Below are 13,885 nucleotides of genomic sequence, written 5' to 3' on the forward strand. Positions count from 1 at the left end.
TGATAATACGACAGCACTTTAAAAAGTCTATAACACTACTGTTATGAATCTTGATGAATTTTCTTTAGTCAGCAACGTACAGACAAGCTTGATTCCTTCCTTGCTCTTTTGCTTCATATAGGGCTTTATCCGCCAAAGCAACCAACAACTCAGGACTAAATTCTCCGCTAGGAATCAAACTATGTACTCCTAAACTAATGGTTACATATTCACTGACTGAAGATTGTTGATGAACAATATGCAGTTGATTAACACTAATCGCAATCTTTTGCGCCACTTTTAAAGCTTTTTCTCCACTAAGATGAGGCAAAATAATGCCAAACTCTTCTCCACCATAACGAGCTACTAAACCGGGTATTGATTCAATGACACATTCAATAGCTAATGCTACTTGTTGTAGACAGGAATCACCGATAGGATGACCATAGGTATCGTTATAAAGCTTGAAATAGTCAATATCGCACAAAATCAGAGCCAGAGGAGCTTGTTCCTGTCTCAATTTTTGCCACTCCTGAATTAGATAATCATCAAACCGACGGCGATTAGCTACCTGAGTCAAACTGTCCAATACACTTAACTTTTCTAATTCCCGATTGGCTAAACGGAGTGCAGCTTGGGCTTTTTGACGATCGCAAATTTCATTGTGTAGCTGGGATTCAACTAAATCAGCATGTTCAGTAGTGTTATCCAGCATGATTTCTAAATCAGCTTTTTCCAGTTTTAGCTCTTCTAATTCTTGGCGAAGATGTTCAATTTGGAACAATAATTGCTCTTTGGCAATTTGTTCATCTAAAAGTAAGCGATAATCTTCTGAAGCTATTGGTTTGGGATTAGCAATTTCAGTAGTAATTATATTTTCTAAAATATTTTTATCCAAAGGTTTAGATAAAAAATACCCTTGACCATATTGGCATTTTAATGCCTTTAATTGTGCTAACTGATTTACTGTTTCGATACCTTCGGCAATGGTGTCCATACCCAAATTACGAGCTAAAGTGACGATAGCTCGCACAATACCTAATTTTTCGACATTATTTCCAATACTACTGACAAAAGAGCGATCAATTTTAAGTGTGTCAAAAGGAAATTGATGCAGGTAACTCAAGGAAGAATAACCAGTACCAAAATCATCTAAAGAAAACTCAATTCCCAGAGCCTTAAGCTCGGTAAGAATTATGATAGTCGATTTAGCATCCTCGACTAAGGAGCTTTCAGTAATCTCCAATTTTAAATTATGGGGATCTAGGTGAGTTTCCCGTAAAATTTGTTTGACCTGAGCCACAAAATTGGGTAAGGCTAACTGTTTGCTGGAAATATTAACGCTTACTTTCCAATCAATTAAGCCCCCAAACTTAGTCTGCCAAGTATACATTTGTTGGCAAGCTTCTCTAAGTACCCAAAAACCTAGGGGGACAATTAATCCCGTTTCTTCAGCTAAAGAAATAAATTTTCCCGGAGCAATTAACCCCTTCTCGGGATGTCGCCAGCGCACCAGTACTTCAAAGCCTTTAATCTGATTATCCACTAGAGATATAATCGGCTGGTAATGAAGAATGAATTCTTCTCGTTTAATTGCTCTTCTTAAATCGTTTTCTAATTGCAGCAGAGTTAAAGCCTTGCCGCGCATTGATTGATTAAATATTTGATAAGGAAATTTATTTTGTCTTCTGACATCAGATACTGCTAATTCAGCGTCGCGCAACAAGTTTTCAGGTTGAGCATATTCTCGATCTCCTAGAGCAATGCCAATACTAGCTTCGATGAATACCTCGTATTCGCCAATATTAAACGGCACAGTTAATTTCCGATAAATTCTTTCGGCAACATTGGTAGTATATTCAAGATGCTCAACATTACTCAGCAAGATGGCAAATTCATCATTTCCCAGCCGAGCAATAAAATCTTGCGATCGCAAACAAGTTTTTAATCTATCAGAAATTGCCACTAATAAGCGATCTGCTAAAATTCTGCCTAAACTACTATTAATTACTTTGAAACGGTTAATATCTATAAATAAAACGGCAAATGTATAGCTTGGTTCTTGCCGAGAAAACACAATTTCCTTATCAATATATTCTAATAGTAAGTTGTGGTTTGGTAAGCCAGTGAGTCGATCATAACTACCAACATGAGGGACTATTTCTTCTAACCCGGAATAATCATGCTTAGAAAGATAATTCTTAGAAAGATAATTAGGTTTAATCTTATGCCCTCTAATAGGCAAAGGCTTATGATTATCCAATTTTTGCCAGTAATCATCAGAAATATCTAGCTTACTAACTAATATTTCTAAATCATCAAGTACTTGTCCACAAATTGATGTTATTGTCTCAGGTAATTCTTGCGCTTTATAGGCAATTGCCTCTTTTTGCACTATATTCTGTGTTCTACAGCGAATCCAATCTCCCAAAATTGAAATATCTGAGCGATCGCCTAAAATCTTTTCAGCAGCGTAATTTAAAAATAAGCAATTCTTAATATCATCAAAAATAATAACCGCATTACTAATATTATCTAAAGTTGAAATAGAGTCAGCAGAAAAATCAGCCTCAACTAGAAGAGCTGTTTTTCTGGGTTTGAATTGCATTTCATAGAACATCTTAATTAGCTATCAAGTCAAAATATTGGTTGTCTATAAAAAATATTGGTTAAATCAAGTAAATAGCTCTTTTATAAGTTAAAACGACAGTATGCAAAATAGCTGTGATTCAGATCAAAATTATTAACAGCATCTCTAAATTTAAAAATACATTCAAAGATCACCTTAGGCTTGATTAAGTAGTGTTGCCTAATGTTTTGAGAATATATAAAACATAATCCTTAATAATACTGAAAGTCAAAACATTGAATTACCAAGCTTTGAGACCAATCTCAGTTTTTTTATCTAGAAATTGTTTCTTTCTCAGCAGAAATGGGAACTATAAATGGGTGGTTTTCCCGCTGATGATCAGCGAGGTTGAGGAGAGAAATGAAAACGATTAATCTAATCAAGGCTCAATATTTACAAGGGCCGACAAATATCGACTTAATTAGATCTCATAAACTTTTGGCTTTGGGCACAAAGCTTGGTGTTACTTTGGGAACGGCTGGGCTATTATTTTCTGGAATAACAACTGCTGCTTATTCTCAAACAGCAGAATCTTTACCTAATAATGACAGTTTACTAGAGCAAATTGATCGCTATGCTATTCCTACAAAGGATGATGCTCTGGGTCAAGTCAATAATATTTCACAACTGAAAGATGTCTCTCCTACAGACTGGGCTTATGAGGCTCTTCGCGGTTTAGTAGATCGTTATGGCTGTATCGCTGGCTATCCCAATCAGACATTTCGCGGTAATCAGGCTCTTACCCGCTATGAATTTGCTGCTGGTTTAAATGCTTGTCTGAATCAAATTGAACGTTTGATTGCTTCTTTGGATTCAGTTAGTGCTGAAGATTTAGAAATTGCACGACAGCTAGCACAAGAGTTCGAAGCTGAATTAGCGACTCTTAATGAACGAGTTGACGATCTTGAAGGTCGTACCGCCTTTTTAGAAGATCATCAATTCTCCACAACAACTAAATTAACTGGAGAATCAGTCTTTAGTTTGGGTCATATCTTTACTGGAGATCAGATCACTAGATCTGGAGATGATGTCAATAGAAGTAATGTCAATAATCAAGAAATTGACAGTGAGGTCGTATTTGGTCAAAGAGCCCGTCTAGGTTTTAATACTAGTTTTACGGGCAAAGACTTGCTGTTTACTCAGTTTACTGCTGGTAATTTTCCCTTTTTTAGTGAAAGAACAGGAACTTTTGAAGGAGATTTAGGCTTAATTGCTGACAATGGCAATGAGCTAGATCTGCTGGTCGCACTTTATTCATTTCCTCTTGGAGATCGCACTACAGTTGTACTGGAGGGATTTGGCGGTATTGCCTATGATTTTGCCGATACTATTAGTCCTCTAGATCACTATAATGACAGTGCCAGTGGTTCTATTTCCGCTTTTGGGGTGCGTAATCCTATTTACAATCAGGTTGTTGGGGCAGGAGTTGGGATCAGAAGTGAACTAAGTGATAGTTTTGAGCTGAGTGCAGGATATTTAGCACCCGATGCCCAGAATCCCCGCAATGGCAATGGTTTATTTAATGGTGCCTATTCTTTGTTAGGACAACTAGTATTTAAACCAGGCGATCGCTTTAAGCTAGGTTTAACCTATGTTAATTCCTATAACAGTAGTGATACCTTTACTGGTAGTAATCTCGCCAATTTAAATACCCTTGCTTTCGGTGAAGTAGGTGAAACAGTTCCCATTACCAGTAATTCTTATGGTGTTCAAGCATCCTTTTCTTTAAGCGATCGCTTTATTATCAGTGGTTGGGGTGGATATACTACTAGTCGCGTTTTAAGTTCTGTGACGGCAAATGGAGTAAATGTTAGTCGAGGTGATCAAGATATTTGGAATTGGGCAGTTACTCTAGCCTTCCCCGATCTGCTTAAAGAAGGTAATTTAGGTGGAATTGTTGTCGGGATGGAACCCAAAGTCACAGATTCTAGTATTAATATTTCAAGCGTAACTGATAATACTGATCGGGATACTTCCCTCCACGTTGAGGCTTTTTACCAATATCAGTTATCAGATAACATTGCTGTTACTCCTGGTGCAATTTGGATTACTGCTCCAGATCATGACAGTCGAAATGATGATGTAGTTATTGGTACCCTAAGAACGACTTTCACCTTCTAGAAATTATATTTTTTTAATTACTTTTGTAAATTAGTAAATTAATTAAGTCTCTGAATATCATATTTCAGAGACTTTCTTTTAAGTATATTTTCGGATAAAATTACCTGACGAAATAATATTGTGATTACGATCACAGCGTAACTTCTTTTAAATCAAAATAATATATATATCACTAAGCATTTTATATAGTTTTAATAATAAGTCTGAGCAACTAAGTAAATCTTCGTAAGTTTAGTAAAGACTCAAGTCGAAACTGAAAATATATACTTCTCAACATACTTTTTTGTTAGTTAAATATATTTTTTTATCTCATTTATTTGATTTAGTCAATGATCGAAGTCTTCGAGATCTTGGTTTGAAATCACAGTTGGTATTTTAAATTCCACAGATAATTGCCATAACAAGAGAACTAAAAAATTTCTTTCTAATGAACTCTTAGATAAATATATTTAAATCGTAAAGTTATATAACTATGGCAACTTTTTCTGAAGATTTTTTCCACGATCTGTTTGATTTCGAGCAAATTGAAAGAACAGTTACCTCTACTGTTCGTTTAGCTATCAAAGATCCCGTTGCTCTTTATTTATTCTTCCAAAGATATAGTCATTTTAATGGCTATGCTTCAGCAATGATCTCTCGATTAGCTAGTACAATTGGGCTTTCCCGTTATACTTTTTCTAATCCTGAACTGATAGTCAAAGAAGAAGCAGATCGGGGTATGGATATTGCCGCTCAAGTCATGTCTGCCGCAGCCGATGAAGGAGCAAATGGTACACCTGTGCATCGAGCATTAGCCCAGTTAACTGTTAAAACCGTTGGTGACTATGCTGAGTTAACAGATCAAGAACGCAATACATTTGCCAAAATTCCTAGTTGGTTACAGGAAATTGTGAGGGATGTAATCTCAAACTATGAAGGGAAAATCAATGATGAAGCGGCTCTAATTAAAGCCATGGGATTTCATATGGCTTCTGAAATGTTAGGCGATCGCGAATACGCTTTGCTGGACATGGTAGTACGTTATGAGAATAAGGGCATTGGTTTTGACCGCTACCTCAAACAAGAAGCAAAACCCGTTTTAATTAACGATCATCGCTATACTCCTTGGTCATGGGTTTTAATTCATAGTAGACATGATGGTTCGGGTGTAGAAGTTGAACATAGTGAATTTGCAATATCTGCATTAAACATGGCTGTCAGATACGGTTCCGCTTCCGAAAAACAAATGAAAATTTGGGCGCAAGCAGGTTTCCGTGCCTTTGTCGAATTGCAACAACGCCTACTCAGAGAGATTCGTCGTGAATGTTTAGAACTTGCTCAAGAAAAAGCAATATCTTCAATTCCGCCTTCTAGGAGTACTAAAGCTAGAAAAACTAAGAAAATCGATAGTTTATCTTTCTAACTTTGATTAAAATCTAACATTTTAACTGAGGAACTTTTCACAGTGACTATTGCTACCCCTACATCCGTTAATCTTCGCACCTATGTAAGTAAGCAAAAAGCGTTTTGGAACGAAATTGCCATTACCTATACTTTCTTGGGATACGTAGGTGGGATAGCGTTACTCTTTTTGACTAATACTTGGCTGAATATTGTAGGTGTTGTCTTATTAACTCATAGCCTCATTTATTCAGCATATCTTAGTCATGAATTTATGCACGGTACGATTTTTAAAGATCGTCGTCGAAACGTTATCTTCGGTCAACTAATGGTGTGGCTTAATGGAGGTTGTTACTATGGCTTACAGGCTTTAACTCTCCAACATATAGCTCATCATATAGACAGAGTTGATGTTTTTACCTTTGACATTCCCGCTGCAATCCAGAAATTATCTACCCCAGTCCGTAAAATAATTTTTGCCTTGGAATGGTGCTACTTTCCCATCGTTTCTTTTTGGTCGCGTTGGCGAGCAATCTGGAAAAACTGGCAAAAACCAGAACAAACTCAACGAATCACTTGCATTTTGGCAATTAGATTAACTGCTTTTATTTTAATCGGCATAATTTCTTTTAAAGCTTTATTGTTATATTTTTTATCCTATGTGGGAATGATTACAGTATTGCGCTGGATAGATGCATTCCAACATACCTACGAGGCTTTTCCTGTGGGTACGCAACTACCTAAGCGCGATCGCGATCATGAACAACTACATACTTATTCTAATCTGATATCTCGTCGTTATCCTTGGCTCAATTTACTAGTATTAAATTTTGGTTATCACAATGCCCACCATGCAGTAATGAAATGCCCTTGGCATAGCATACCTGAATTAGATAATGAACTAGCTCAAGATAAAAACGTGAACTATATCTCTCTATCTCAACAATTAGTTAATTTTCACCGCTACCGTGTATCTCGTCTTATTTCAGGACAAGGAGATACAAATGGTGAAATGGGAAATCGTAACTACGAGCAATTTTTTGGCGCAGTAGATGTTTCTTTTATCACTCTGTACTAAATTATCTGAGATCTGCAATTTTTTGATTATTTTTCTCTTATTGGCTACTATTTTCTAGAAAGAACTAAGTATGATTCAATTGCAACTTATTTTCGGTTTACTTGGAAGTATATTTACAGTTCTTTGTTTTATTCCTTATATTGCTACTACTTTACAAGGTAAAACTAAACCTAATCGTGCAACATGGTGGGTTTGGGGAATAAACGGCTCTGTCTTGTGCTTAGGAAATCTAGCTGCTGGTGCAGATTACACAATGTTACCTTTAATTTGTGCTGTAGTCGCACAATTGTGTATTGCTATCTTGTCAATTAAACATGGAGAAGGTGGATGGAATTGTTTTGATCGTAGATGTTTAATTGCCTCTGGTATTAGTTTTATACTATGGCGAATTTTAAGCTATGACATAATAGCAATTATCTTGCCTCTATTGATTGATATTTTAGCAGCATTACCGACTTTGAAAAAATCTTACTTTGAGCCAGATTCAGAAGATTTACTTACGTATGTACTTTATACAGTCGGTGGATTATTTACAGTATTAGCTGTTACAAATTGGTCGTTTGAAATTGCTATCACTCCCTTATATGTATTATTCATTAATGCAATGATTGTTCTCCTACTAACACGTCATAAAACTCAATTTATTCTCAGCACTTATAGAAAAAAAATATAGTATCAACTATTATAGTTGAGCTTAATATTTAAACTTATTTAATTGGTATTAAATTAATATTGTTTTGTGGGAAGAGAATATATTTCTCTTCCCATATTTATTTTTTTGGTTAATTTGGGAATTATAGAAATATCTATTTATTTTTAATCGCTTACTTTATATCTCATATACCGCTCGATAATCAAAAAACTATTTATATTAATAGAACCCCTATGCTTTCTTATTCAGACAAAACTTCTGCTCAAAATTCTTCTATCACCAAACAATCTCAAAAAATACCTTTACGTTTAATGCTAGTGCTTCCATTTGTAGCGCAAATTTTTGCAGCCGTTGGTTTAACAGGGTATTTATCTTTACGCAATGGACAAAAGGCAGTAAATGATTTAGCTAGTAAGTTACGTAACGAAGTAAGTGGACGTATTGATTTGCACCTAGATAGTTATATGGCAGTACCTCATATGGTGGTACAAAATAATTGGGATGCTATTGACCAAGGATTTCTTGATATGGAAGATACAGAGAAATTAGGTCACTTTTTTTGGCGACAACTCCAAGCGTTTAAAATTCCTTATATTCTTTATGGTTTTGATTCAGGAAATCTTGCCTCAGCAGGATTTAATTATGAAGGAGATTTGATAACCATTGATGAAGTTAATCAAGAAAAAAATGGTAATGCTCATCTATTAAACTGGGGTACGGATAGCGAAGGACAACGCACAGAAATTCTTCAGGATTGGGGAGAATTTCCCATGAAGAAAGAAGGTTGGTATGCCGAGGCAGTAAAACGAGGAAAAACTGTTTGGAGTCCTGTCTACAATTGGGAAGTTCCTCCTTACGCATTGTCTGTGGCTGTAAGCCGTCCTATTTATAAAGACAACGGTCAGTTACATGGAGTGATTGCAGTAGAACAAAGATTATCTCAAATTAGCGATTTTTTAAGAGGCGAAGAAATTAGTCCATCTGGCAAAACTTTTATTTTGGAAAGAAATGGTTTTCTCATTGGTACTTCTACAGATGAACAGCCTTTCATAGTTGATGATGATAAACCTCAACGTATCAAAGCTATAGACAGTCAAGATTCTCTAATTAAAGCTGCATCTCAAAACTTAGTTCAATACTTTGGTGATTTACATAATATTAAGTCTGCTAAACAACTAGATTTTAAACTTGACGGAGAACGTCAATTTCTCCAGGTAACGCCTTGGCAAGATGAATTAGGTTTAGATTGGCTAGTAGTTGTAGCTGTACCTGAATCAGATTTTATGGCGCAGATTAACGCCAATACTCGCTCCACAATTATGTTGTGTCTCTTGGCTTTAGGAGTGGCGATCGCTTCTGGTTTCTATACTTCTCGTTGGATTACTAAACCTGTTCTTCAATTAAATCAGGCTTCAGAGTCGATCGCCAATGGTGAACTAGATCAAAAAGTAGATGAAGAGTTTAAAGTCGATGAATTAAGTGTCCTGGCTCAATCATTTAACCGTATGGCGGGACAGTTGCGCTCCTCATTTACTGCCTTAGCTGAAACCAATGCTGAACTAGAAAATCGTGTCCAAGAAAGGACCAATGAGCTACAAGATGCCAAGGAAATGGCTGATTCTGCTAACCAAGCAAAAAGCGAATTCCTGGCAAATATGAGTCATGAGTTAAGAACTCCCCTCAATGGTATTTTGGGCTATGCTCAGATTCTCAAGCAATCTCGATCTATTGAGGGCAAAGAAAAAAAAGGAGTTGATATTATCAATCAATGTGGCACACATTTGCTGACTTTGATTAATGATATCCTCGATCTTTCCAAAATTGAAGCTCGCAAAATGGAACTGCATCCCGTAGAGTTGCATCTTCCTTCCTTTGTTCAAGGAGTTGTGGAAATTTGTAAGATTAAAGCTGAGCAAAAGGGGATTGATTTCATTTATGAACCAGATTCTCGCTTACCAATGGGAGTCGAGGCTGATGAAAAAATGTTGCGTCAAGTCTTAATGAACTTATTAAGTAACGCAATTAAGTTTACGGAAAAAGGAGCGGTTAAGCTAGGAGTCCAAAATCAATCAACTAGTTTTTCAGAATCTACAGTCCATCGTATTCGTTTTGAAGTGGAAGATAGTGGAATTGGTATGAACCCCGAAGATATCGAAAAAATATTTTTACCCTTTGAGCAGGTAGGAAGTGTCAAAAAACAAGCAGAGGGAACTGGTTTAGGACTAGCTATCAGCCAAAAAATTGTCGGCATGATGGGTGGAGATTTGTCGGCTACTAGTCAGCTCAATCAAGGTACTACTTTTTGGTTTGAAATAGAGCTAAAAGAAACTACACAATGGAGTGAAACTACTCGCCTAGCTGGGCTAAAAGGAAAAGTTATCGGTTTTCAAGGTACTAAACGCAAGATTTTAGTAGTTGATGATCGTTGGGAAAATAGCTCTGTGGTAGTTAACTTATTAGAACCTCTGGGCTTTGAGATGATGGAAGCAGAAAATGGTCAAGAGGGTTTAACTAAAGCACTGGAGTGGCAACCAGATTTGATTATTACTGATTTAGCCATGCCTGTGATGGATGGTCATGAAATGCTTGGCGAACTGCGTAAGTCTTCTGAGATAGCTTCTGATCTAGTTGTGATTGTATCCTCTGCCAGCGTCTTTGAGAGTGATCGCCAGAAAAGCTTACAGGCAGGAGCCAATGATTTCCTCCCCAAACCAATCCAGAAAGAAGTTTTATTGCAGTCTTTGCAAAAGCATTTAAACCTGGAGTGGATATACGAAGAAGAGACTGAGTCTAGTCAACACACTACAACATCAGTTGACAAGAAAACCGAAGTCGCTCCAGAAGTTGAAATTATTCCTCCTTCAGCAGAAGATGTAGCCTTACTTCATGATTTGAGTCGCAAGGGTTTGATTAACGATTTACTCAAAGAGATTGAACGGATTGAAGATTTAGACCCCAAATTTGTACCTTTTGTGCAGGAACTTCAGGAACTAGCTAGGGGATTTAAATTAAGACAAATTAAGTCTTTTATTGAACAATACCTTTAAAAATTAAAAGTCTCTCTGACTAAATGTAGCTATCAAATCATTCACTGGATCAACTTCCATGGTATCGAAACTCAGTGTGCTCAAAACTCAACGACATCGGGAACTACAGAAAACAGCTCAATTGCGAAGCGTTCTTGTAATTCCCTTTGTGAGCCAAATTTTTGCGGTAGTCGGAGTAACTGGATATTTATCTTTGCGTAATGGTCAAAAGTCAGTCGATGATTTGGTCAGTCACTTGCGTCAAAAAGTCAATTTATAAAAATATGGTGGTTGCTGGAGATTGTTGAATATTGTAAAAAACATTTTAAATTAGCGGGGTATTACAAGTGACTGAAAATGCAAATTCCCACAGTATCTTGATTGTGGACGATAATCATAATAATTTAGAGGTTCTCTCCGAAACCTTGACTAGAGCGGGGTTTCAAGTTGCTGTAGCAATTGACGGAGAGAATGCTTTAGAGCAAATACAGTATTATAAGCCCGAGCTAATTCTGTTAGATGTAATGATGCCTGGCATCGATGGTTATCAAACTTGTCAGAAGATTAAAGCCAATCCTGATACTTTTGATATTCCGGTCATTTTCATGACAGCTTTGTCTGATACTGGACATAAGGTTAAGGGTTTTGCGATCGGTGCAGTTGACTATATAACTAAACCATTTCAGCGAGAAGAGGTATTAGCTAGGGTTAGGGTACAGTTACAACTGCGTAATTTAGCCCGAACTTTGGAAGAGCAGAATAGAATGCTCAAAAAAGAAATTCTCCAACGGGAGCGTGTCGAAGGCTCTATATTGAAGTTGAATCAAGAACTCGAAAAAAGAGTCGAAGAACGTACCAATAAACTTTCTCGTACCCTTAAAACCTTGCGGCAGGCTCAAGTAGAACTGGTAGAACAAAAAAAAGATTTAGAGATTCGTGTCAGAGAACGTACGGCAGAATTAGCTAAGAGCATGACTGAAGCCGAAAAAGCCAATCAGGCTAAAAGTCAATTTCTGGCTAATATGAGTCATGAATTGAGGACTCCGATGAATGCCATTATCGGCTATAGCGAGATGCTAATGGAAGAAGCGGAAGATATTGGACAAGAAGACTTTATACCTGATTTACGTAAAATACACAGTGCAGGTAAACATCTTCTCAATTTAATTAATGATATTCTCGACCTCTCGAAAATCGAAGCTGGTCGGATGGAACTTTATTTAGAAACTTTTGATATTAAGAACCTGATTCAAGAAACTGTATCCACTATTCGCCCATTAATTGAAAATAACAATAATACTTTAGAATTTAATCTGGCAGAAAATCTGGATATGATGCACGCAGATTTAACTAAGGTGCGTCAAAGTTTGTTCAATCTACTGAGTAATGCCAGTAAGTTTACTAAAAATGGCAAGATTACTCTGGATGTTACCTCTTTTACTGGTGAAAGCAGCGATTGGATAACCTTTAAGGTCGCTGATACAGGAATTGGGATGAGTCCCGAACAAATTAGTAAGCTATTTCAGGCTTTTACCCAGGCTGATGCTTCTACTACCCGTAAATATGGCGGCACGGGTTTGGGTTTGGCAATTACGAAAAAGTTTTGTCTAATGATGGGAGGGGATATTAGCGTTGTTAGTGAATCAGGAGAGGGTTCAACCTTCACAATTCGTCTTCCAGTTCAGGTAGTAGACCCAACTACACAATCACAATTATCAAATCAATCTTTAGAAGACCTACAATCTCAGTCTAGTGATGATTCCCATCGCAAAAATACTATTTTGGTTATCGATGATGATCCCACAATTCACGATTTACTGAAACGCTTTTTAGGCAAAAAAGGATTTGAGGTCAAAACAGCCATCAGTGGCGCAGAGGGAATTAGTTTAGCCAAACAACTCCAACCTGAAGCTATTACTCTTGATGTCATGATGCCTGGGATGGATGGCTGGTCGGTATTAACAGCCCTCAAAGCTAATCCCCAGACGGCAGACATTCCCGTAGTCATGATGAGTATGATCGATGATCAAAATCTAGGTTATGCTCTGGGAGCTGCGGAATATTTACTTAAACCAGTTAACAATAAACAATTAGAAAGCATCCTCGATAAATTTAAGCCAGTCTCCAATTCTGATTCTATTTTAGTCGTAGAAGATGATCCTGGTGTTCGAGAAATGTTGTGTCGCCAGTTGAGGAAAGAAGATTGGCGGGTTATCGAAGCAGAAAACGGACGAGAAGCATTGCTTAAACTAAGTAATCATTCTCCGGGAATTATTCTGTCTGATCTGATGATGCCAGAAATGGATGGTTTTGAATTGGTTTATAAACTACGGCAACATGAAAAATGGCGTTCTATTCCGGTGATTATTTTAACAGCGAAAAGTATTACTACCGAAGAACGTCAAATGTTAAATGGAGGAGTTAGCAAAATTTTTGAGAAAGGCTCCTATCAACGCTCAGTACTATTTAACGAAGTAAATCATTTACTTAACGAAGCAATTGCTCGCCAGAAAAATCCCGAAATCAGTCAGTCAATTTCTACTACCGTTTCTGCATAGATGCATCAATATCTGCATCTCAATAATTATCTAGTGTCATAGCCAGTTTTATTTTTTCAAAACCATGCCCAAAATCTTATTAGTTGAAGATAACGAAATGAATCGAGATATGCTTTCTCGAAGGTTAAAACGTCGCGGATACGAAGTCGTTATTGCGGTAAATGGGGCTGATGGAGTAGAGATGGCCAGTTCAGAAGTACCGGATTTAATTTTGATGGATATGAGCTTACCTGTAATGGATGGTTGGGAGGCTACTAAAAATATTAAAGCAGCCCCTGCTACTGGATCTATTCCGATTATTGCCCTGACAGCTCATGCGATGTCTGGCGATCGCGAAAAGGCTCTAGCTGCTGGTTGTGATGATTACGACACCAAACCGATCGAACTATCTAGATTATTAATCAAAATTCAGTCTTTTGTCGCAGCAACCTAGACTGATAAATTTTACCGTATCAATAAGAC

Annotated in this window: 9 protein-coding genes; 8 read left to right on the top strand and 1 reads right to left on the bottom strand. The window is 37.0% G+C overall.

Annotated elements, in window-relative coordinates; genetic code table 11:
• Positions 1-64 precede the first annotated feature (64 nt).
• Positions 65-2,587 (bottom strand): diguanylate cyclase domain-containing protein, encoded by a 2,523-nt coding sequence (locus PLEUR7319_RS38670; protein ID WP_144054399.1) that lies wholly within the window; start codon positions 2,585-2,587, stop codon positions 65-67.
• Positions 2,588-2,968: 381 nt separating this feature from the next.
• Here PLEUR7319_RS38670 and PLEUR7319_RS0129445 point away from each other — a divergent pair, with 381 nt between their 5' ends.
• The 8 genes from PLEUR7319_RS0129445 to PLEUR7319_RS0129480 all read left to right on the top strand — a co-directional run bounded on the left by PLEUR7319_RS0129445 (position 2,969) and on the right by PLEUR7319_RS0129480 (position 13,856).
• A complete protein-coding gene (locus PLEUR7319_RS0129445; RefSeq protein ID WP_019508823.1) occupies positions 2,969-4,729 on the top strand; it encodes an iron uptake porin in 1,761 nt (586 codons plus the stop codon).
• A gap of 472 nt (positions 4,730-5,201) precedes the next feature.
• A complete protein-coding gene (locus PLEUR7319_RS0129450; protein WP_019508824.1) occupies positions 5,202-6,131 on the top strand; it encodes a hypothetical protein in 930 nt (309 codons plus the stop codon).
• A gap of 42 nt (positions 6,132-6,173) precedes the next feature.
• The gene (locus PLEUR7319_RS0129455; protein ID WP_019508825.1) at positions 6,174-7,187 is read left to right on the top strand and encodes a fatty acid desaturase; all 1,014 of its coding nucleotides are present in this window, start codon (positions 6,174-6,176) and stop codon (positions 7,185-7,187) included.
• 70 nt (positions 7,188-7,257) lie between these two features.
• Complete coding sequence (locus PLEUR7319_RS0129460) at positions 7,258-7,860, top strand: hypothetical protein (RefSeq protein WP_019508826.1); 603 nt, start codon at positions 7,258-7,260, stop codon at positions 7,858-7,860.
• A 212-nt stretch (positions 7,861-8,072) separates the two neighbouring features.
• Positions 8,073-10,886, top strand: a complete 2,814-nt coding sequence (locus PLEUR7319_RS0129465; protein ID WP_019508827.1) for a hybrid sensor histidine kinase/response regulator — start codon at positions 8,073-8,075, stop codon at positions 10,884-10,886.
• A gap of 58 nt (positions 10,887-10,944) precedes the next feature.
• The gene (locus PLEUR7319_RS0129470; RefSeq protein ID WP_019508828.1) at positions 10,945-11,145 is read left to right on the top strand and encodes a hypothetical protein; all 201 of its coding nucleotides are present in this window, start codon (positions 10,945-10,947) and stop codon (positions 11,143-11,145) included.
• Positions 11,146-11,212: 67 nt separating this feature from the next.
• The gene (locus PLEUR7319_RS0129475) at positions 11,213-13,423 is read left to right on the top strand and encodes a response regulator (RefSeq protein ID WP_019508829.1); all 2,211 of its coding nucleotides are present in this window, start codon (positions 11,213-11,215) and stop codon (positions 13,421-13,423) included.
• 64 nt (positions 13,424-13,487) lie between these two features.
• The gene (locus PLEUR7319_RS0129480) at positions 13,488-13,856 is read left to right on the top strand and encodes a response regulator (protein ID WP_019508830.1); all 369 of its coding nucleotides are present in this window, start codon (positions 13,488-13,490) and stop codon (positions 13,854-13,856) included.
• Positions 13,857-13,885: the final 29 nt, after the last annotated feature.

This window comes from Pleurocapsa sp. PCC 7319 (genome assembly GCF_000332195.1).
In the GTDB taxonomy this organism is placed as follows: domain Bacteria; phylum Cyanobacteriota; class Cyanobacteriia; order Cyanobacteriales; family Xenococcaceae; genus Waterburya.